Consider the following 20,597-nt stretch of genomic DNA (forward strand, 5'->3'; position numbering starts at 1 on the left):
GTAGCGGCAATAATAGCGTCAATATTATCAATGGCTTCCGGCTTTTCAATTTTAGCGATAACCCTTGCGGCTTTGCCGCTTTGGCTGATAATGCGTTTTAGATCAGTGATGTCATCGGCGTTACGAACAAATGAAAGCCCTATCCAATCTACATCCCAATCTAAAGCATATTTAAGATTCTCCAGGTCCTCTTCAGTTAAGCTGGGGATAGAAACCTTGGTATTTGGCAGGTTAACGCCTTTACGTGATGTTAAAATACCACCATGTACTATTTCGCAAAGCACGGTATCCTTTTTATTGGTCTCAATCACCCGCATCTGTATCTTTCCGTCATCCAATAAAATAATTTCATTGGCCTGCACATCCTGCGGAAAGGTATCGTAAGTAATATATATACGGTGATCGTCACCAATACATTCATGCGTTGTTATGTTAATGCGCGTGCCGTTTACCAGATGAATACCACCATCTTTTACTAAACCTATCCTTATTTTTGGCCCTTGTAAATCGGCCAGTATAGCTACATTTGTTTTATGCTGATCATTGATCTCCCGAATAAGGTCGATAAATTTTTTATGATCCTGTGGCTTTCCATGCGAAAAATTAAGACGGCAAACATTGACACCAGCCTTGATCATCGCCAATAAAACGTCTTTATTTGCAGACGCGGGACCCATGGTGGCAACAATTTTAGTTCGGTTATAAGATAATTTCATAGTTATCAGTTTATACTGATTGTTAGTGTCTAAATAACACTTACAAATTTTCCGCTAAAATAGAAGATTTTCACGTGATTTTATTTTTTTTGGATCAATCTTTACAGCAGCAACAATTTCGGGTATATGATTTAGCCCTGAAATTAATTTTTCAAGGTCGGTATCATCAATATAATTTTTGATCATAAAAAAATAATCGGCCTTTTTCATTTCAGGAATAAGATAGCCGTCAGAACCCTTGTTGGCTATAAAAAAGAAATCTGTTTCATTGGCTTCCCAATTATAAATGTATAAAGAGAAATATACAGGCTCGGCTCCCGGGTAAATATCCACGCCAAGATCGTCGGTTTTAATAAAATTAAAATTCAGATACTTGTTAATAAGGTAACAAACCCGATAATCTTTTAACGACGTTGTGACCGCAATTAGCACAAAATCAAGATCGATCTCAAACTTTAAAAATTTCCTGTTCAAAATCATTACATTTGCGCCGGTAAAAATACAAATAGATAAACCGTTATGAATAAAATTTATTACGCTAACAACTAAAAAGTTTTAGATTTGTTATTTGATAGAATTTATTTTTCTTTGCACTGAAATTATTAATCATTAAATTATAATACTATGTCTGATATCGCTTCAAGAGTAAAAGCTATAATCGTAGAAAAATTGGGAGTTGACGAAAGTGAAGTTACACCAGAAGCAAGCTTCACCAACGACCTTGGTGCCGACTCGTTAGACACCGTGGAACTTATCATGGAGTTTGAAAAAGAATTTAACGTGGCTATTCCTGACGATCAGGCTGAAACTATCGGTACTGTAGGACAAGCGATTGCTTACCTTGAAAAAAACGTTAAATAAAAACTCCCTTAATTTGATTAAATGGAGTTTAAAAGAGTTGTAGTAACCGGGCTTGGAGCACTTACTCCTATTGGTAATAACGTTGCAGAGTACTGGAACGGGTTGATCAATGGAGTAAGTGGTGCTGCCTTAATTAAAAGTTTTGATACATCACTGTTCAAAACAAAATTTGCATGCGAGGTTAAAAACTTTGATGCTGATGCTTTTTTTGGAAGGAAAGACGCGCGTAAACTGGACCAGTTTGTTCAATACGCGTTATTTGCTACAGAAGAAGCCGTAAAAGACGCGGGGTTAAATTTTGAAAAACTGGATACCAGCCGTATAGGCTGTATCTGGGGATCAGGCATTGGCGGTTTAAAAACCTTTTTGGACGAAGTTATAAACTTTGCCAAGGGCGACGGAACACCACGGTTTAACCCATTCTTTATTCCTAAAATGATAGCAGATATAGCTCCCGGCCATATCTCTATTAAATATGGTTTGCGAGGTCCCAATTATACTACGGTGTCTGCCTGTGCTTCATCCAACAATTCGTTAATTGATTCATTTAACTATATCCGCCTGGGTAAAGCTAATATGTTTATCAGTGGCGGATCTGAAGCTATTATTAACGAAGCAGGTATTGGTGGTTTTAATGCCATGCATGCCATATCAACCCGTAATGATGACCCGGCAACAGCTTCAAGACCCTTTGACCTTAATCGAGATGGCTTTGTTGCCGGCGAAGGTGCCGGTACCATTATTTTAGAAGAACTGGAACACGCAAAAGCACGAGGCGCTAAAATTTATGCCGAAATGATTGGCGGCGGCATGAGTGCCGACGCTTACCACATGACGGCCCCGCACCCGGAAGGATTGGGCGCGGCGCTGGTAATGAAAGCTGCATTGCAGGATGCCGGCATAAATCCATCAGATATTGATTATGTAAATGTGCACGGTACATCAACCCCTATTGGCGACCCGCAGGAAATTAAAGCTATACAGCAGGTATATGGCGATGATATTTTTAAAATAAATATCAGTTCAACAAAATCAATGACGGGGCACTTACTGGGTGCCGCCGGCGCTATTGAGGCTATTGCAGCTATATTGGCTTTAAATAACAATATCGTTCCGCCAACTATTAACCACTTTACTGACGATCCGATGTTTGATCCGCGTATAAATTTTACATTTAACAAGGCTCAAAAACGCGAGGTTAATGTAGTGCAGAGCAACGGATTTGGGTTTGGAGGCCATAATGCTTCTGTAATTTTTAAAAAATACGAAGATTAAAGTGTATGCCTGTTAGCCGGTTATACAAATTATATTTATCTCCGCACAGAAAGTACGTTAAGGTTTTAAAAAATTTGCTTGGCTTTGTGCCAGGCAATTTATCATTGTACCGTTTGGCGTTCAGGCATAAATCTGTAGCGCAAAACGTAAAAAAAGGTGTAAAAAACAGTAACGAACGCCTGGAGTTTTTAGGCGATGCCGTATTGGGCAGCGTAGTTGCCGAAGTGCTTTTTAAGCTGTATCCGTATGAGGATGAGGGGTTTTTAACTGAGCTCCGCTCAAAAATTGTGAGCCGTATAAACCTTAACCAACTAGCACGGAAACTTGGTTTTGAAGGCCTGATTGAATATGATAGCCGCGTATTAGGCTCATCGCGCCAGGGCTCATTATTAGGCGATGCCTTTGAAGCCTTAATTGGGGCCGTTTATTTAGATAAGGGCTACAATTTTACACGTAACTTTCTGGTAAACCACATCATTAAATCGCATATTGATATACACACTCTTGAGCAAACCGAAACCAACTTTAAAAGCAAATTAATTGAATGGTGCCAGCGCCACGGCAAGGATGTATCTTTTGACCTGATTGGTAATGACGACGGCGAAAATGTCAAATTATTTACCGTACAAGCCAGTGTTGATGGCGAAGTAATGGGCCAGGGAAAAGAATTCAACAAAAAAAACGCAGAAAAACTGGCCGCTGAAAAAGCTTGCGAAGCATTAGGTATTTAAAGCTTAATACAGCTTTTCCACTTTCAATTGAGCTTTATTGGCTTGAAAATATTCGTATGATTTTTTGATGTAATTGATCACATCATAGTCATTCCATCCCTTAACCTCTTCATACGACGGAGTAAACGTATGCATAAAGCTTTCTATATCCTCATCAGGCATATTGGTAATTTGCTTTACAATTGCACTGTTATACTTTTTATTGATCTCTAACTGCTCCAGCTCGTCTTTTGAATATTGTTTAAAATGGCGCGCCTGCTTAGGTCCTTTTCCAAATAATTCATACATCCCGGTTAACGGGGATGACAAAAAGGATAAAGCCGTGGGTTTTCCGTTATAAAATGAACCTTGTTTACGGTACTGGCCAAGCGCATCATTTAATTCCTGTTTCCGGCTCTGCTCCCTAATGGTAACTTCTTTAAGTGCAATAACCGGCAGCATATATATATTAATATCATACTCACCAAATATTACAAAAAACTGGGTGGTAAACTCGTCCTTTTTAAATAACAGGGTATCGCCTTTGGCAGCCTGTATATGAAATACACCCTGATCATTACTGGTGGTTGCTGTTTTACGGCCCGTATTGGTTATACTTACCTGGGCAACGCGCTCGTTATAGCTTTTTTTATATATGGTGCCGCTTACCGTAAATAGCTGTTGCGCGCCCGCGCAAAAGGTAATACAGCTACAAAAAAAGAACAAAAAAATACCGCGGAAATACATTTAAAAACTAAATAGAATATCAAATTTACACATTGTTTTTTATTGCAAACGTAATTTTTTGTGATTAGTAATTAGTAATAAGAAATTAGTATAAATAGTTAAACATATATCAAGCTCAACAATTATCAGTTAACTAATGACTGATTAACTAATCACTAACCTCTAATCTCTAAAAATATTATCTTTGCACATGATAAAATCCATGACAGGGTATGGAATTGCCAGTTTTGACTCAGGCAACTTAAAGTACACCGTTGAGATAAAATCTCTTAACAGCAAATTTCTTGAACTTTCATTAAGGCTGCCCAAAATTTTTTCGGAGAAAGAGTTTCAGTTGCGTAATGACTGTAGTAAACAAATTGAGCGCGGCAAAGTAAACCTGTCAATTAACGTTGAGCAAGCCGGCAGTACCCTAAAAGCGGCTGCAGGCATTGATACCGAGTTGTTAAAACATTACTATACCCAGCTAAAAGCCGTAAGTAATGATTTGAATGAACCCGCAAATAACCTGCTACAACTGGCACTGGGCCTACCCGAAGTAGTAAAATACGGTGAGGAGACCATATCAGAAGATGAATGGAAGGTGGTTGAAAATACTTTTAAACAGGCTATGGCCGCGTTTCAACAGTTCAGGGCCGATGAGGGGAGAGTTTTGGAGCAGGATGTTAAAATGCGCATAGGTATTATTTTAGATAACTTAAAATTGGTTGAGGTGCATGAACCTAAACGTGTACCTGTAATACGCGAACGCTTGAATCAGTTTTTAAGCGATGCCATTGGCCGCGAAGCTATTGACCAAAATCGCTTTGAGCAGGAGCTGATATATTATATTGATAAGCTGGATATTACCGAAGAAAAAACCCGCCTAAGGGCTCATTGTGATTATTTTGTAGAAACCCTTAAAAATGATGACGCCAATGGTAAAAAACTGGGTTTCATATCGCAGGAGATAGGGCGCGAAATAAATACCCTTGGCTCAAAAGCCAATGATGCTGATATACAGAAGCTGGTGGTAGGGATGAAGGAGGAGCTTGAAAAAATAAAAGAACAATTACTGAATGTTTTATAAAGTTCATAGTTGATGGTTCATAGTTCATAGCAACTATCAATCATTACCATGAACCATGAACTATTAACTATGAGCCAGGAAGGCAAACTCATCATATTCTCTGCACCATCAGGAGCCGGAAAAACCACCATAGTACAGCACCTGCTTACTAAATTCCCTCAGTTGGAGTTTTCTGTTTCGGCTACCACGCGCGATCCTCGTGGAAATGAGCAAAATGATAAAGCCTATCATTTTATAAGCAAAGAAGAGTTTTTGCACCTGATAGCTAACAAACAATTTGTTGAGTTTGAAGAAGTATACAGCGGCACCTTTTATGGCACCCTGCGTACAGAGATTGAACGGATATGGAAAAAAGGTAAAACGGTAATATTTGATATTGATGTAGAAGGGGGCCTGCACCTTAAACGCAAATACGACGGTAACGCGCTTGCTATATTTGTGCAGCCACCATCGTTAGAGGTATTGAAGGAAAGATTGATTGGCCGCGGCACAGATAGCCCCGAAAAGCTGAAAGAGCGTTTTAAAAAAGCCGAAAAAGAGTTGAATTACGCCCCTAAATTTGATATTATACTAAAAAATTACGATCTTCAAACGGCGTGCAACGAAGCAGAAATATTGGTTAAACATTTTATTGCTAAGTAGTTTGCAGTTACCGGTTTGCAGTATGCAGTAATATGGGTAATTATAAAGATTTGTTATTGTATCAAAAAAGCTTCCGCCTTGCAATGGAGATATTTGTAGTTACTAAGCAATTCCCAAAAGAAGAAACATATTCATTAACAGATCAAATAAGAAGATCGTCACGTTCTACAAATATTTGCACCGTTGAAGCATATAGAAAACGAAAATACCCAAATCATTTTATCAGTAAACTTACTGATGTAGATATGGAAAATAGCGAAACACAAGGTTGGTTAACTTTTGCTAAGGAGTGTGGATACATAACTAATGAAATTTATGATGGATTATTTGCATTATCTGATGAAGTAGGCAAATTAGTTCAATACATGATAAATAACCCCGGAAAATTTGGCGCGGGACAATGACTGCCAACTATTAACTGAAAACTGCAAACTGAATTAAACTGATGAAAATAGGATTACTTTTCGGTTCATTTAATCCTATACATATTGGCCATTTAATTATAGCTAACTATCTGGCCAACCATACCACGCTTGATAAAGTTTGGCTGGTGGTATCGCCCCAAAACCCACTTAAAAAATACGGAGATCTTATTAATACATACGACAGGCTGGAGATGGCCCGTCTGGCTACCGATAATGCCCAAAACATTGTGGTGAGCGATGTAGAGTTGAAATTGCCCCAACCATCGTACACCATTGATACGCTTACTTATTTAAAGGAACAATATCCCGAGCATGAATTTGCATTGATAATGGGATCTGATAACCTGGTGTCATTACCTAAATGGAAAAATTATAAGCTCATACTGCGCGATTACCGCATATACGTTTACCCGCGCCCGGGTTATGAAAATGCCGAGCTGGCCTCGCACCCATCCGTAACCATTACCATGACGCCACAGATGGAACTTTCGGCAACTTTTATTCGTAAATCCATCGCCGAAAAAAAGAATGTGCAATACTTTGTGCCCGACCCTGTTTTAAAATTTATTGAGAGCAAGAGTTTGTATAGCAGATAATTGCTAACTTTATAAAAAGGAGTATTTATGCTTACTAAAGAGAAAGTACATCAGTTAGTGGACCACATGCCCGATACGTTTACGGTAGATGATATTGTTGGCGAAATTATTTTACTTCAAAAGCTGGAGTTAGCTATGGAGCAAATTGCTAATGGCGAAGGAGAAGATTGGGAAAATGTTAAAAAGGAAATGGATTCGTGGTGAAAATTATATTCTCAAAAATTGCTAAAGCTGATCTGAGAGAAATTTATAATTATATAAAACGCGATTCGGTTAAGTATGCTTTACTTGAACGTAAAAAAATAGAACTTGTCATCAATAAATTATACCATCAACCTTTTTTAGGAAAAAAATCAATGGAGTTAAAAACTCACGAGGTATATGAGTTGATTTTCCAAAATTACAAAATTGTGTACAGGCTTGTAAGTGCCGAGGAAATCAACATCCTTACCATCCATCACCACGCCCGTTCCATTAGCAATAATCCGGCTTTTACCGACACCGATTAACCGCTATATTTGCGTCGTGAGCGAAAAAACAATTTTAAAACTGCAATTACCTACCGACCCTATTTGGGTAAAAAACGTGGTAGAAAGCAATATTGAAGAATTGCTTATCGATCACGCCTACTGCGAGCAAAAAGCTGCAACCAACGCCATTACCCTTATTGTACAAAACCCCAACCTGTCTGACCTGGTGCGGCAAATGGTGGCCCTGGCGCAGGAAGAAATGGACCACTTTAACCGTGTACATGAAATTATATTGGCGCGGGGGTATATATTAGGTCGCGAACGCAAAGACGATTATGTGAATGAGCTGCGTAAGTTTATTATTATTGGCGGCGGCCGGGAAGCGCAGCTGATAGACCGCCTGCTGTTTTCGGCCATGATAGAGGCCCGCAGCTGCGAGCGTTTTAAAGTATTATCTGAAAATATTAACGATGCCGGGCTATCCGCGTTTTATCATGAACTGATGATAAGCGAGGCTACACACTACACCACGTTTATTAACCTGGCCAAAAAGCATGCCGACAACATTGATGTAGATAAACGCTGGAAAGAATTTTTAGCTTACGAGGCGCAGGTGATACAAAACTATGGCAAGCAAGAAACCATTCATGGCTGATTCATCTATACACTTAGGTTGCCTACCGATACATTGATAGTTAGATAGTTGTAATGACGTTGCTTTGCAATATGTCAAGATTTAAGATTTTTAGAATAATAATACATGTTGCAGGCTGGCTGTTATTTATGGCGTTGCCGCTATTGTTTTTAAATGGTGGGCCTGATAGCAGTCCCGGCAATTCTTTATGGGTTTTAAAAGACTCTTCTTATTGGCTTTTTTGCTTTACCTATATTGCGCTTTTTTATATAAACGTTTATTTTTTAATACCCCGTTTACTTTTAAAAAGGAAGTACATTCAGTACAGCTTCATATTATTATTGCTATTTGCCTCCGTTTATTTTTTGAAGCCATTTGACAGATTAATGCGCGCTAATTTTAACCACTGGATAATAGAGCAACTTGCGGAACAACCAAAAAATGGCAGGATTTGGTGGCGACCTGAACAGTGGGGAACAGGAATTGAAAAGAAAGACTCCACAATCATAGGTCAACGCGGTGCAGATAGATTTGGGCCTGGTCAACGTAGGCCAGGTGGATTTGGTCAGGGTGAACGTCGACCTGAAGGGCGTGGTCCGGGTGGACGTGGTTCAGGCGAATGGGGCGGACGCGGCCAGGGACAGTTTTGGTATCATATAGATTTTACCAGCTTATTTATATTTATATTGATTATGGCATTAAGCACGGCTTCAAAAACCGTACAACAATGGAAGCTTACCGAGCGTAGGATAGCGCAAGCCGAAGCTGATAAGGCCAGTGCCGAATTATCGTTTTTAAAGGCCCAGATAAATCCGCACTTTTTGTTTAACACGTTAAATAATATTTATTCGCTTATATTAACAGGCAGCGCCAACGCCGCGGATAGCGTAATGAAACTATCAAACATTATGCGTTATGTTACGGATGATGTAACGCACGATTTTGTACCGCTGCAAAGTGAGATAGATTGTATAAATGATTATATTGAATTACAACGATTACGTATAGGCAAAAACTCGCCAATTGAATTTACTGTAACAGGCGACCCTGCAAATAAAATAATAGCCCCTTTGGTGATGATGACGTTTGTTGAAAATGTTTTTAAATACGGTATCAGTAAAAGGGAACATTCGCCTATATACATCAAAATTGAAGTGTCGGATTTAAACATTGCGTTTGTTTGCGAAAACATGGTATTTATAAACAAAGGCGAAACCGAAAACCCAAGTACCGGTATTGGTATAAAGAACACCGTGCAACGCCTTGAACATTTGTACCCCGGCAAATACGTTTTGAATATTGAAAACGATAATAAAGAGTATAAGGTTAACTTAACGCTTCAATCATAAATTATATGCAGTTAAAATGTATAGCTATTGATGACGAACCTTTGGCGTTAGAGTTAATAAAAAACTATGTTGCCCGCATACCCGCCCTGCAATTGCTGCACACTTTTGATGACGCGTTATCAGGCGCTGAGTTTTTAAAAACCGGCGCGGTTGATTTATTATTTGTTGATATCAACATGCCCGACATAACCGGTGTTGAACTGGTTAGGGCATTAGAAAAAAAGCCTATGGTTATATTTACTACGGCTTATAAAAATTACGCGTTTGAGGGTTTTGAACTGGAAGCACTTGATTATTTATTAAAGCCTATTGATTTTAATCGTTTTTCAAAAGCAGTTGAAAAAGCCATAGATTATTATAAATATAAAAACAGTACCGTTGCAGATGAAAATGCGGCTAGTCTGTATGTTTATTCGGAGTACCGAATGGTGAGGATAGACCTGAAAGATATTGAATATATAGAAAGCATGGAAGACTATATAAAGATACACCGCCATAATCTGCCTACCATACTTACCCTCATGCCTTTAAAAAAGATATTGGAAAAGCTACCGGCTGATGGTTTTCAGCGTGTACACCGCAGCTATATTGTGGCTATTAATAAGGTTAAAGCTGTACAAAACCGAAAAGCTTATATAGGCGATATGCAAATACCTATAAGCGATACTTATTTTGATGTTATAAAAAACTGGCTTAAAAAGTAACTGGAAAACTACATTAAAACCCGTCGACACAAAAAGCCTATTCACCGACACACATTAAGTCAAATAAAAAAATAAACTCACCTTTAATTTGAAATTTGCGAAATACCCCTATACCTCTGCATTATTTACAACGCAATGCAGTATATTTAATACCCCTCCAAATAAGTTGTGATTGGTTTAAGCGTTCCGTGCAAGACGGGGCGCTTTATTTATTTTAAGCCCACTATGGTTTTAAAGTAGTTATCCATCATATCAATATCTACCACATCATTAATAAATCCTATGTGCATATCGGGGCGAACAATAAGCGCTTTCTTTTTACCCTCGTTTATTTCAAAAGCATCAAAAATATCCTGGTTTTTAAGTGATGGCGGCAGGTAGAAAAAGTTGATTTGCCCGGCATAGTTTTGCGTTATCCATTTAACTAAAGTAAAAAGATCCAGCTCTTTTAAGTTACCCAACACTATGAGTGTAAAGCCTGGCTTGGCGCACCATTCATGCAGGTCGGTTTCTTGTTGCTTTTTCTCGTCAAACACCTTAAAATAAGGCATCCTGTCGCCGGCTTTTATTTGGGTAGCATTACTCAGGTGCAGGTTAATTTTGCTGTCGCGATAGTTGATATTGATCTGCGATAGCCGCTTAAAAAAAACCTCGCGCAGGTTATCGTTCTGCCAGGTAAGTTTTAACAGCGACGGCATAATCCATTTTTTAAACAGGCTCACCAACCAGTTTCTTGATGTGATGATATTAAATATTTTATCGGTACTATTTAAAAGGGCTTTAGCCACAGGCATGCGCTCGGCTGCATAGCTGTCTAAAACAGTTTCGTTAATATGCCCATTTATTACGCCTGCAAGTTTCCATCCTAAATTATAAGCATCCTGCAAGCCCGTATTCATGCCCTGGCCGCCAACCGGCGAATGTATATGCGCCGCGTCGCCTACCAGAAAGCAACGCCCTTGCCTAAATTTATCAGCCATGCGGTGATGCAGCTTATAAGTAGTGAACCAGTTATTATGCACCACGTTAGCTGTGTAATGGGTTATACTGTTAAGGTGCGGCAAAACATCTTCCAGTTTAAGGTCAGCCTCGCTTTCAACCAACCGGGGCAGGTTGCCAATAATGCGGAAACAATTTTCCTCCGGCATGGGGAAAAATCCGGCAAACCCATTTTTTGAAAGATATAGTTGCACCATGTCGTTTTTCAGGGCCGGGTTATCCAGCTCCACATCCGCCAGGAAAAAATGATGCTGATAAGTATCGCCGTTAAAAGATATATCCAATTGTTTACGTACTTCGCTATGTGCGCCATCGGCACCGGCCACCCAGTCGCAGGTAAGTGATACCGATTTTTCAGCTGATCGCAGTTGCACCTCTGCTATGTTTTCGGTTTGGATCAAGCTGGTTAGCGTAGTGTCCCAATAAACCGGGCAGCAGTGCTGCGTTAAAAAATCAAGAAGCAGTCGTTCGTTCTTACTTTGCTGGTAAAGGTTTACAAATGGAAAAGCCGTTTGCGTTTCTCCTACATTGGCTAATGATAATTCAGCAACGGTTTTGCCTTCTTGCTTTAGCGATACGCCGGCCGCGTGTTTGCCGCCTTGCATAATACGGTCAACCACACCTAACTGCCGGTAAATCTCCATAGACCGGGCCTGCACCGCCAAAGCTTTCGATTGGTTGGTAGGCCCCTGTTTGCTGTCAATAATAACAGGCTGCACACCATTACGTAATAATTGCGCGGCCAGCATCAATCCAGTAGGGCCCGCGCCCACTATTAAAACTTTGGTATGTTGCCCGGTTAATACCATTTATTAAATACGTGATAACAGGAAAATAGTTGGCTTTTTATGCAGATCGGGTACGTTGGCCTGCCACTCGGCTATGGTTTTGGTTTGCACAATTTCGTCAACCGCAGTTAAATTACAGGCAATACAGAGTTTGGTTTTGGGGTGCCCGCTTTTTAATATCTCCTCCAACATAGGATTATTGCGGAAAGGTGTCTCAATAAATATTTGCGTTTGGCTTAACCTGTCAGACAACCCCTCTAACTCTTTAATGCGCTTGCTACGCTGTGCCTTATCAATAGGCAAATAACCATGAAAGGTAAAACTTTGCCCGTTAAACCCGGATGCCATCAGCGCCAGCAAAATAGAGCTTGGGCCAACCAGCGGCACTACTTTTATATTGCGTTTATGTGCTTCGGCTACAATTTCGGCACCGGGGTCGGCAACGCCGGGGCAACCTGCTTCGCTCATTAGGCCTACGTCTTTCCCGGAATTTAATCCTACAAAAAACGATTTAATGCTATCGCGACTGTATTTACCATAATCATGTATTACCAAGTCGCTTTGCGGAGTTTTTAACCCGGCCAATTTTAAAAAGCGGCGTGCGGTTTTTTCATTCTCCACAATATATTCTTTAATGTGGTTAATGGTATCAACCCAAAAAGGGGTAAATGACTTTGCCGCTGCCTCTTCGGCAAGCGGTACGGGTATTAAATAAAGAGTTCCGGTGGGCATATTGCAAAATTGCTCATTTTTGTTTAATTTAATGGGCATGAAAGGATATTGAAAAATGAAATCATTAGGTATTAACTGGTTTATTGAAGGGAATATTGATTTTGAGTATAAAAAATATATTCTGCTGGACTATTTGCAGGAAATAAACCTGCATTTTAATAAAAGTAAACTGTACCCCAATTTAACCGATCTGATATACCATTATAATAACCTGCGCCATTTTAAACAAAACAAGGTAATGCTACAGCAAGCCTTTCCGCAGCGGCTTAACCAGGCAGATATTGATGCTGTTAAACTTACCTACAAAAAAATGGTTGAAGATGACAGCACTATGCTGGAGATTGAGCGTATTATAGCCTATGCCCTAAATAAAATGGATCCTGCCATACAAACCGGCAAAGAGATTTATGACTTTGTAGAAAGCCGGTTAAATATTGACCCGGTAGGTATAGTACCGCTGATACCTTATAGTGGCTATTTTTATTTACGTAACGGAAAGGATAAAACCAATTGGGTATATGAATACCATATAACCATTTTTGAGGATAAGGACGAGAAATACCGCGGCATTAATATTAACCTGGTTGATACGTATGAGCAAAGCCTGGTTAATACCCCCGAAGCTGTAAAGCTTAAGCTTATTAAGCAATACCGGCATTTACCAAATCCGGCGGTATACTATGTACATACCGATATAACGTTCCCGCTTGAACAAACTTTGCTACCGGTTACTAAACGCAGCTTGGTGAAGTATATATATGATGCTGCTTGAGGATATGATGCATAAGGATGCAACTATTGCTATAGCTGCATCCTTATTTTAATTATTTTTTAGCCGGGGTGTACGTAGCCCAAAAATCGGTAGGGCTTATCATGCTTTGCATATCGCCCATGCCACCACGGCGCATACCGCCGCCGCCGAAACCACCGCCAGGGCCACCCGGACCGCCGCCGCGAAAACCGCCGCCACCGCCACCAAAACCGCCGCCGCCACGGAAGCCGCCACCACCGCCGCCGAAACCACCGCCACCACCTGGGCCGCCCGGACCACCACCGCCGAAACCACCAGGAGGCATATCGTCCCTGTTTATACCCATGCTGGCCATCATGGCGGTTATATCCAGTCCGTTTAGTTTAAGGTTATATGAAAAAGGCGCGGTGCTTCCTGCTAAGTTCATGTATTTAAGCGGCATAGCCAATTCGCATATCAAAGCGCCTTTATCATCATAATCCGCAGCGGCTTTAATACCATATTCGTTATAAATAGATATCACGCTATCGGCAATATCCTTAAAGCCTACCAATTTTATCTCTTTAAAAGTGGTTACGGCCTGTTTACGCATCTGGGCAAGAGCTGCCGAATCGGGCATCTCACCGGGGGCACCACCCGGCTGCGACCTAAACTGTGACATTCGGTTACGCAAACTGGTAACTGTTACATAAGGAAAAGTAATTATATAGGCTTCCTTGTCTGTTTTTTTGCCCGCCGTATTTATGGTAAAGCTAATACCACCCGAAATAATTTTATTGGCGATGGTTGGGTCATCCGCTTTAATAACCACATACAGGTCTTTATCGTCGTTAGCTATGGTATAATTTACACTCACCGTTTTGTTAAATGCCTGTAGGTTAGCGCCCCACTCGTTTAAACGGGCATCAATTTTAACCTTTGGCGGGGCCCAAACACCGGCCTCCTGTATGTTATTTAATTTTTGGGCTCGAAGAGAAAACGATATCGAAGTGAGCAGCAAAGCCATGCCCACCCCGGCGAATACTTGTAGGGGTTTCATACCAATAAAACGGATTAAATAGTCAACTATTACGAGTTTGACTATTTTGAATTAAGAATGTTACACAATTAACTGAAAAAAATAACCCCATGGCGGCACGTATGCCTGCTATGGTTTTACCTCCTTATCACGCTCATCGTCGTGCTTTTCGGGCAATAAATCTGATTGGATTATCTCCTGTTCAAATTCCTTTTTATCCTGCTGGTCGCGCCTGGTTATCCAAATTAGCAAGGCGATTATTGCCACCGCCAGTAAGCCCACCCACCAGTAATTTATAACTAAGTCCATATTATGCTCTTATCAGGTATTAATATAAATATAGGACAAAATTACCACACCATGTTAGATCATTATTAAGTTTTAAAGGCAGGGCCGGTAATAGGCCCTGCCTTTAGTGTTAATTTCTGTCCCAGTTTATTTTGCGGGAGAAATACATCAATATGGATACTATTACAAACAAAGCAATGCTGCCTATCAACAGGGCCAGGTCCTCTAACTGTATAATAACATATATAAACGCATAAAATATGGCCAGTATAATGGCAAATAACAGGGCGGGCTTTTTATTTTTTAACAGTGATGCTATAAAAACGGCCACCAAAGCTATGGTTGCAACCGAAGCTATCAGGTAAGCCAAATTATAGCCCACTTGCTCAGAAAAAGAAAGCAGCAGGGTGTAATAAATAACCATAGCGGCCCCTATCAACACGTAGTTAAAGGAGTGTATTCGCTGTTTGCTAATCATCTCGGTAAGAAAAAGCGAAATAAACGTTAGCAGTATAATCAGGATACCGTATTTGCTGCTGCGCATGGTTTTCTGATAATCATCAACCGGCAGCTTTAGCTTTACGCCAAACAGGGCATCGTCATGGGTTTGCATACGGCTTACCAGAGTATCGTCCGCGGCCCATTGCTGCGCAAAAGGGCGGTTAAAATATAACATGCGCCACCGCGCGGTAAAACCCTTATCAGTAACGCTGCGGTAATCGGGTAAGTAGCGGCCGATAAAGCTTGGGGTGGGCCAGTTGCCGACAACCTCCACATCAGTAGTTTTGCCGGTATGCAAAAAACTAAGCTCCTGGCTGCCTTTCAGGTCGAGTGTAAAATTAAAGGGTATAGCTGTAGTATCGGCCCCGGTTAGGTTAATACGGGCCATGAGGCCGTTGGCAAACAGCCCCTTCTCGTTAAAAGAAGGCTCGGCCTGCAACTGTTGTGTTCCTGATATAATTACCGGGTTAGCCTTTAACCCTTTCAAATCACTTATGCTAAAAGCCAATGTTGCTTTGGCAGGCAGTAATTGCGATGGTGTAATTGATAGCTTGCTCAACTCCGTCCTAAAATCGCCCCAAACTTTAACCTGCGTATTATAAACGGCGGTATTAAATATGCCCCGGTGCAGCTTTTCGGCATTTATAACCGCCTTATAGTGCAGGGCATCGGGCAGGATGTAAATATTTTCCACTACTTCCTTTATGGTTTCACGGTTATCTACTTTTTCTTTAACCTGCCGTTTGTACGGAATTACTAATACCGGCCCCTGCACCAACTGACTGCCCGACCAGGTGGTCGATACATCTTTGTCCACCTCATCGCGCCGGGTTTCGCGCTCGTTTATAAGCCCCTGTATCATTAATGAGGGGATAAGCAGCACCAGTATAAGGCCGCCAATAAAAATTAGTTTAACCGTTACCGACTCCTTGAGCCAGGTCATAAATCCTTGTGATTTTTCCAGTTCGTCCATGATTGTTTTCATTTAAAAAGTACTTTGCATTTCAAAGTTATTGGGTAAAAAAAATTATTTTATTTTCTGTTGATTTATCAGCTGCTCCAAAGTATCCAAATGGTTTTTAAAAGCGGTTTTTCCTTTATCAGTAGCCTCATAATTGGTATTGGGTTTACGCCCCAAAAAAGATTTATTAACCAATATATATCCCTCCCTTTCTAACCCCTTTAAGTGCGATGCCAGGTTACCGTCGGTAACAGCCAACAACTCTTTTAACGAATTAAAATCATACCGCTGGTTAGCCACCAATACACTCATAATTTGCAAACGCAAGCGGTTCTCAAAGGCTTTATCTAATTTTTCAAAAGGTATCTTCACCGGTCATATTTTAAATACATCACACTGCCATAAACTATATGCAGCACCCCAAACCCCAACGCCCAAAATACCAGGCCGTAACCAGGCAACAGGGCGGTAATAAGGCCCATTACAATCTCGCAAAGGCCCAGGTACTTTACATCGCTAAAGGTAAAATTACTTGCGCCAATTAAAGCCAGCCCATAAAATATAAGTGATGTTGGCGCCACTATGCCAAAATACCCCCGGTATAAAAATATGATCATTAAAACACCGCCGGTAAGCAGCGGCACCGCCATGTAAAATAACAACTGCTTACTGGCACTACCCCAAACCGACTGCCCCCTGCGCGCTGCCTTTTTGTACGCCAGGTACACCGCCGTTACTACTGATGCCACCAATACCGCTAAGGCAATGCTAATTAACGCGGGCAGCACATTTAATAAATGCAAAAAAGTAACGCTGCTATAATCAATTGGCGACTGCATTAAATAAAAAGCAACCACCGCCCCAATAAGCGCATATATGCCGGCCAGTATGCCCGCCAACCCGCTAAGGGAAATAAACTTTGCCGAACGCTCCATCAAACTGCGGATGGAGGTAAGCTCGTCCTGAATTTCTTTTTCTTTCACGTAAAAGTACTTTGTATTTCAAAGTAATGGATAATTTTGGAGGTTTGCAAATTTATTTTACGAAAGGAGATTGCTTAGCTTATGCAGAGATCGCCACGCTACCGCTCGCGATGACGAGTAGTGAGCTGTTGGGCATGAGACGGATTTGTTTGTAGAAACCGTCAGCAAAGCAGCTTCGGGCGAGAGCAGGCAGAACGTGTTGGACTGTGCGGCAGGAAGGGCATAGCAACTTTTTGCTGAAGCGTAGGCAATTGCGCGAACGAAGTGGGGCAAAAATATTGCAGCCCGTGGTTCTGACTGAAATGCAGGGCAAAGGCCCCGTGCGGCAAAGAAGCCTTTTTGCTGACTTGATGTATTCACTTGTGTTTTGTTTTTAATTGGAGTTCATGAGATCGCTGCGCTAAGTTTTGGTTACTTTGCATCTAAGGTAAAGTAACAGCCTCCGCGGTCCCGATAGCTATCGGGAAGCGGCGGATGCTGTCATTTACCACATAACATTGTGCTTAGCTTATGTAGAGATTGACACGCTACCGCAGCAATGACGCACGGAGGCGTTCGGGTCTTACACTACTCAAGTAGTAAGATAAGTACGGGTTATAAATTTACGTGAACAGGGAATGTATTGCTATTTTAAAACTTATTACTACCTTGATATTACCCGGCATAAACTAACCAATTATGAAACCCATTAAAATATTATTTTTTTTGCTTTTAGCATTTTCTTCTATCCTTGTTTTTGCACAAAAGAAAACCAAAAACGCGTTAAAAGCAACGCCTTGTATAAATGTACTTAGCTTATTTACCGCGGCTAATGTACCCGCTATGGCCTCCGAAGAAGAGTTTGCACCCTTGATAAATTCGACAGAAGAAACGCCTGCAAATTTACCCGGAAATGGCCTGGCCCAACACCCCATGCTGTATATCGGCGAAAACTGCAACCGGATGTCGCTTATTAATGATGGAAAAGTGATATGGACATACGCTACCGGGAAGGGCCCGGAATATGACGATGTTTGGATGCTCTCAAATGGCAATATACTTTTTAGCCGGATGAAATACCTTGCCGAGATCACGCCCGATAAAAAAGTAATATGGCGCTATGATTTAAACACAAAGGACGGTATGGATCATACCGAAACACATGCCTGCCAGCCAATTGGATTAGACCGGATTATGTTTGTAGTTAACGGATTGCCCCCTAAATTGGTAATTATCAACATTAAAACGGGCAAAGTTGAGGTACAACATGAGCTACCTTATAAAAACCCGCAGGACCCATCCGGCATACATGGACAATTCAGGCGCGCCCGGGTTACCGCTCAGGGCACCTACCTGGTATCTTTTCTTAATATGGACCAGGTAGTAGAGTATGATAAAGATTTTAAGGAGATCTGGAAATATACCATTCCTTCGCCGTGGGCGGCAATCAGGCTAAAAAATGGCAACACGCTGATTAATGATGAAAAAGACTGGCTTACACGCGAAGTAAATGCTAAAGGCGAAACGGTATGGGAGTTTAATTGCAAAACAGATCTGCCTGCCCAGTACCAGCTTAAGGCTGCACCGCAAACCTGTACCAGACTGGCAAATGGCAATACTATTTTTACCTCGCGGGGGCAAAAGGGTAACGGCCCGCAATTGATAGAGGTAACGCCCGACAAAAAAGTAGTTTGGGTACTGCATGATTGGAAAGACATAGGCGACGCTACCGCGGTGCAGATATTGGATGACCCGGGTATGCCCGAAATTCCGGGGCAATCTGAGCATTGATGGTAATGCTATCTTGTAACCAGGCCCATTTTATTTCATCAAACACTGTATTTTAAAACGAAGTTGCAAGATTGAACTAATTAACGCTTTGCGCATTAATTCAACACTATATTTTTTAAAAAATCATAGTCTTCACAATATTACCCTAATAATTTAGTTACCTTAGAATAACCTAAACTTATCCTTACATGAAAAACATTTTATTTGCGGGCTATAGCTTAATTATACCTCTCATTTTATTAGCAACTTTTCAGGGAAATGCGCAAAAACTGCCCAACAAGCAGGAATTAAGTTTGCGCGCGCCGGCCGATATTAAAATTGACGGCAAATCCACCGAGATTAAAAACACCTTTGCTGCACATAACCCGGCTACCGGGCTGTTTTACAGTTTAACTAATGACGACAAACAGCTCTACTTAATATTACAGGCAACAGAGCCTGATGATATAAACCGGATCGTTCGCGGCGGTATAACGTTTACTGTAAAAAATAAGCTAAACAAAAGCACACGGGGTGTTAGTATTACTTATCCCGTAAATAAGGGTAGTTTATACTCATTCAGGCTAACAGCTGGAAAAGGCTATGTGCTGGATACCTCGCCTGCAGCTGCCGACTCGACCATGCGTGCTAATAATAAAAAACTCGACGATAATTTTAAACTTATCAAAGTAACTGGTGTGCCCGATTTGGATACCCTATCTATTTATAATGAAGAAGAATTTAAAGCGGCAGGAAAGTTTGATATCAATAAAGTTTATACGGTAGAAATGTCTATCCCGCTTAAATATTTAAGTACCGAGATAGGTCAAAGCAACCAGTTTACCTACCAGGTAAGGGTTAACGGCTCAACACCACCAACTATTAGAATTGGTGCTATTCAAGGCTCGTCAGACCCTGCAGCAGCCGAAAGAGCAATGGCCAGTATGCAGGCCGCAATTGAAACCGTAAACTCAAAAATTTCAGCCGTAACAGATTTTTCGGCAGATTATGAGTTGGCAAAATAGCTATATTTTGTCCGTTAAGGTGAAAGCTTATACTTGGCTTAACCACGAGTTATAAACTTGCGGGAGCGGGGGCATTTCATTAAATTTAGAACAGGAACGGCATCGTACTTGGCTTATGCAGAGATCGCCACGCTACCGCTCGCGATGACGCGCGGGGAGCTCCATGAACCGGATTTTTGTTAGAAACCGTCAGCAAAGCAGCTTAAGCCTCCCCTCTCGTGCCCCCGCAGGACATGCCGGTAGATTATTTATCTATAGCGCATTTCAATACACGATGAGTTACGTTTATCTTGAGCAAAAATCAGTTGTATTTTATGGTTAACACTTTTTGACCAATAAAAAATACAATAAACTGATTATTAATAACTTATGAAAAATAATCGTTGAAATGTGTTAAACGATGTTAAACGGATATTTGCTTAGATGATAACCTACCGAAAACCCGTTTAGTGTGTGATATTTTGTCCGAAACCAAACAAAAAATCCTGTAAGCTATTGACTTACAGGATTAATTTTGTTTTCAATGTGGTCCCGACGAGAATCGAACTCATATCTAGAGTTTAGGAAACTCCTATTCTATCCGTTGAACTACGGGACCTGTTTT

At 40.9% G+C, this 20,597-nt stretch carries 25 protein-coding genes and 1 tRNA gene; 15 read left to right on the plus strand and 11 right to left on the minus strand.

The genetic code is table 11. The annotated features are described in order from the left end of the window. Together ABI367_RS13080 and ABI367_RS13085 are read right to left on the minus strand one after the other, a co-directional pair. Positions 1-716, minus strand: a 716-nt coding sequence (locus ABI367_RS13080) for a pyruvate kinase (protein ID WP_462228201.1), incomplete at its 3' end; no start/stop codon positions are given. Between the two features lie 54 nt (positions 717-770). Continuing rightward, positions 771-1,196, minus strand: coding sequence for an IPExxxVDY family protein (locus ABI367_RS13085; RefSeq protein ID WP_462258088.1), 426 nt, complete (start codon positions 1,194-1,196; stop codon positions 771-773). Between the two features lie 144 nt (positions 1,197-1,340). On the opposite strand from ABI367_RS13085, the gene ABI367_RS13090 reads away from it, so the two are divergent. Genes ABI367_RS13090 through rnc form a run of 3 tightly spaced genes read left to right on the plus strand, consistent with a single transcriptional unit; the run spans position 1,341 to position 3,583 of the window. Continuing rightward, positions 1,341-1,577 carry an acyl carrier protein gene (locus ABI367_RS13090; RefSeq protein ID WP_008508386.1) on the plus strand — a complete coding sequence of 79 codons (237 nt, stop codon included), beginning with the start codon at positions 1,341-1,343 and terminating at the stop codon, positions 1,575-1,577. A 21-nt stretch (positions 1,578-1,598) separates the two neighbouring features. Next, entirely contained in the window at positions 1,599-2,852 is a 1,254-nt protein-coding gene (fabF, locus tag ABI367_RS13095; protein WP_462228203.1) for a beta-ketoacyl-ACP synthase II, read from the plus strand. Between the two features lie 5 nt (positions 2,853-2,857). Further along, the gene (gene rnc, locus ABI367_RS13100; protein WP_462228204.1) at positions 2,858-3,583 is read left to right on the plus strand and encodes a ribonuclease III; all 726 of its coding nucleotides are present in this window, start codon (positions 2,858-2,860) and stop codon (positions 3,581-3,583) included. A 3-nt stretch (positions 3,584-3,586) separates the two neighbouring features. Here the strand turns inward: rnc and ABI367_RS13105 are convergent, their stop codons facing one another. Next, the gene (locus ABI367_RS13105) at positions 3,587-4,309 is read right to left on the minus strand and encodes a hypothetical protein (protein ID WP_462228205.1); all 723 of its coding nucleotides are present in this window, start codon (positions 4,307-4,309) and stop codon (positions 3,587-3,589) included. A 190-nt stretch (positions 4,310-4,499) separates the two neighbouring features. Between ABI367_RS13105 and ABI367_RS13110 the strand changes: the two genes are divergently transcribed. The 9 genes from ABI367_RS13110 (at position 4,500) to ABI367_RS13150 (ending at position 10,198) form a co-directional block, all read left to right on the plus strand. After that, the gene (locus ABI367_RS13110; RefSeq protein ID WP_462228206.1) at positions 4,500-5,378 is read left to right on the plus strand and encodes a YicC/YloC family endoribonuclease; all 879 of its coding nucleotides are present in this window, start codon (positions 4,500-4,502) and stop codon (positions 5,376-5,378) included. A gap of 48 nt (positions 5,379-5,426) precedes the next feature. Continuing rightward, a complete protein-coding gene (gene gmk, locus ABI367_RS13115; protein ID WP_462228207.1) occupies positions 5,427-6,020 on the plus strand; it encodes a guanylate kinase in 594 nt (197 codons plus the stop codon). Between the two features lie 32 nt (positions 6,021-6,052). Beyond that, complete coding sequence (locus tag ABI367_RS13120; RefSeq protein ID WP_462228208.1) at positions 6,053-6,424, plus strand: four helix bundle protein; 372 nt, start codon at positions 6,053-6,055, stop codon at positions 6,422-6,424. Positions 6,425-6,465: 41 nt separating this feature from the next. After that, complete coding sequence (gene nadD / locus ABI367_RS13125; protein ID WP_462228209.1) at positions 6,466-7,041, plus strand: nicotinate (nicotinamide) nucleotide adenylyltransferase; 576 nt, start codon at positions 6,466-6,468, stop codon at positions 7,039-7,041. Between the two features lie 27 nt (positions 7,042-7,068). After that, positions 7,069-7,245 carry a hypothetical protein gene (locus tag ABI367_RS13130; protein ID WP_462228210.1) on the plus strand — a complete coding sequence of 59 codons (177 nt, stop codon included), beginning with the start codon at positions 7,069-7,071 and terminating at the stop codon, positions 7,243-7,245. After that, complete coding sequence (locus ABI367_RS13135) at positions 7,242-7,550, plus strand: type II toxin-antitoxin system RelE/ParE family toxin (protein ID WP_462228211.1); 309 nt, start codon at positions 7,242-7,244, stop codon at positions 7,548-7,550. The genes ABI367_RS13130 and ABI367_RS13135 overlap by 4 nt, the downstream gene beginning before the upstream one ends. Before the next feature lie 16 nt (positions 7,551-7,566). Further along, positions 7,567-8,166 carry a MiaE family protein gene (locus tag ABI367_RS13140; RefSeq protein ID WP_462228212.1) on the plus strand — a complete coding sequence of 200 codons (600 nt, stop codon included), beginning with the start codon at positions 7,567-7,569 and terminating at the stop codon, positions 8,164-8,166. A 71-nt stretch (positions 8,167-8,237) separates the two neighbouring features. Further along, positions 8,238-9,494: a sensor histidine kinase gene (locus ABI367_RS13145; RefSeq protein WP_462228213.1), complete on the plus strand. Its 1,257-nt coding sequence runs from the start codon at positions 8,238-8,240 to the stop codon at positions 9,492-9,494. A 5-nt stretch (positions 9,495-9,499) separates the two neighbouring features. Continuing rightward, a complete protein-coding gene (locus tag ABI367_RS13150) occupies positions 9,500-10,198 on the plus strand; it encodes a LytR/AlgR family response regulator transcription factor (RefSeq protein WP_462228214.1) in 699 nt (232 codons plus the stop codon). 209 nt (positions 10,199-10,407) lie between these two features. Here ABI367_RS13150 and ABI367_RS13155 read toward each other — a convergent pair whose 3' ends face one another. Both ABI367_RS13155 and ABI367_RS13160 read right to left on the minus strand, forming a co-directional pair. Further along, positions 10,408-12,006, minus strand: a complete 1,599-nt coding sequence (locus ABI367_RS13155; RefSeq protein WP_462228215.1) for an FAD-dependent monooxygenase — start codon at positions 12,004-12,006, stop codon at positions 10,408-10,410. Between the two features lie 3 nt (positions 12,007-12,009). Further along, a complete protein-coding gene (locus ABI367_RS13160; protein ID WP_462228216.1) occupies positions 12,010-12,717 on the minus strand; it encodes an SAM-dependent methyltransferase in 708 nt (235 codons plus the stop codon). 55 nt (positions 12,718-12,772) lie between these two features. On the opposite strand from ABI367_RS13160, the gene ABI367_RS13165 reads away from it, so the two are divergent. Further along, entirely contained in the window at positions 12,773-13,489 is a 717-nt protein-coding gene (locus ABI367_RS13165; protein WP_462228217.1) for a hypothetical protein, read from the plus strand. Between the two features lie 52 nt (positions 13,490-13,541). On the opposite strand, the gene ABI367_RS13170 is transcribed toward ABI367_RS13165, so the two are convergent. The 5 genes from ABI367_RS13170 to ABI367_RS13190 all read right to left on the minus strand — a co-directional run bounded on the left by ABI367_RS13170 (position 13,542) and on the right by ABI367_RS13190 (position 17,219). Further along, the gene (locus tag ABI367_RS13170; RefSeq protein ID WP_462228218.1) at positions 13,542-14,507 is read right to left on the minus strand and encodes a hypothetical protein; all 966 of its coding nucleotides are present in this window, start codon (positions 14,505-14,507) and stop codon (positions 13,542-13,544) included. Between the two features lie 108 nt (positions 14,508-14,615). Then, the gene (locus ABI367_RS13175; protein ID WP_462228219.1) at positions 14,616-14,795 is read right to left on the minus strand and encodes a hypothetical protein; all 180 of its coding nucleotides are present in this window, start codon (positions 14,793-14,795) and stop codon (positions 14,616-14,618) included. 109 nt (positions 14,796-14,904) lie between these two features. Next, a complete protein-coding gene (gene creD, locus ABI367_RS13180) occupies positions 14,905-16,260 on the minus strand; it encodes a cell envelope integrity protein CreD (protein WP_462228220.1) in 1,356 nt (451 codons plus the stop codon). A gap of 42 nt (positions 16,261-16,302) precedes the next feature. After that, positions 16,303-16,608 (minus strand): winged helix-turn-helix domain-containing protein, encoded by a 306-nt coding sequence (locus tag ABI367_RS13185; protein WP_462228221.1) that lies wholly within the window; start codon positions 16,606-16,608, stop codon positions 16,303-16,305. Beyond that, complete coding sequence (locus ABI367_RS13190; protein WP_462228222.1) at positions 16,605-17,219, minus strand: hypothetical protein; 615 nt, start codon at positions 17,217-17,219, stop codon at positions 16,605-16,607. Before ABI367_RS13190 ends, ABI367_RS13185 begins: the two co-directional genes overlap by 4 nt. Positions 17,220-17,897: 678 nt before the next feature. Between ABI367_RS13190 and ABI367_RS13195 the strand changes: the two genes are divergently transcribed. Next, positions 17,898-18,989 (plus strand): beta-propeller domain-containing protein, encoded by a 1,092-nt coding sequence (locus tag ABI367_RS13195; RefSeq protein WP_462228223.1) that lies wholly within the window; start codon positions 17,898-17,900, stop codon positions 18,987-18,989. Positions 18,990-19,177: 188 nt separating this feature from the next. After that, the gene (locus ABI367_RS13200) at positions 19,178-19,993 is read left to right on the plus strand and encodes a hypothetical protein (RefSeq protein ID WP_462228224.1); all 816 of its coding nucleotides are present in this window, start codon (positions 19,178-19,180) and stop codon (positions 19,991-19,993) included. Between the two features lie 526 nt (positions 19,994-20,519). Here ABI367_RS13200 and ABI367_RS13205 read toward each other — a convergent pair. Next, positions 20,520-20,591 (minus strand) — tRNA-Arg (locus tag ABI367_RS13205). Between the last annotated feature and the right edge of the window lie 6 nt (positions 20,592-20,597).

It is taken from the genome of Mucilaginibacter sp., assembly GCF_039935595.1.
Lineage (GTDB): Bacteria > Bacteroidota > Bacteroidia > Sphingobacteriales > Sphingobacteriaceae > Mucilaginibacter.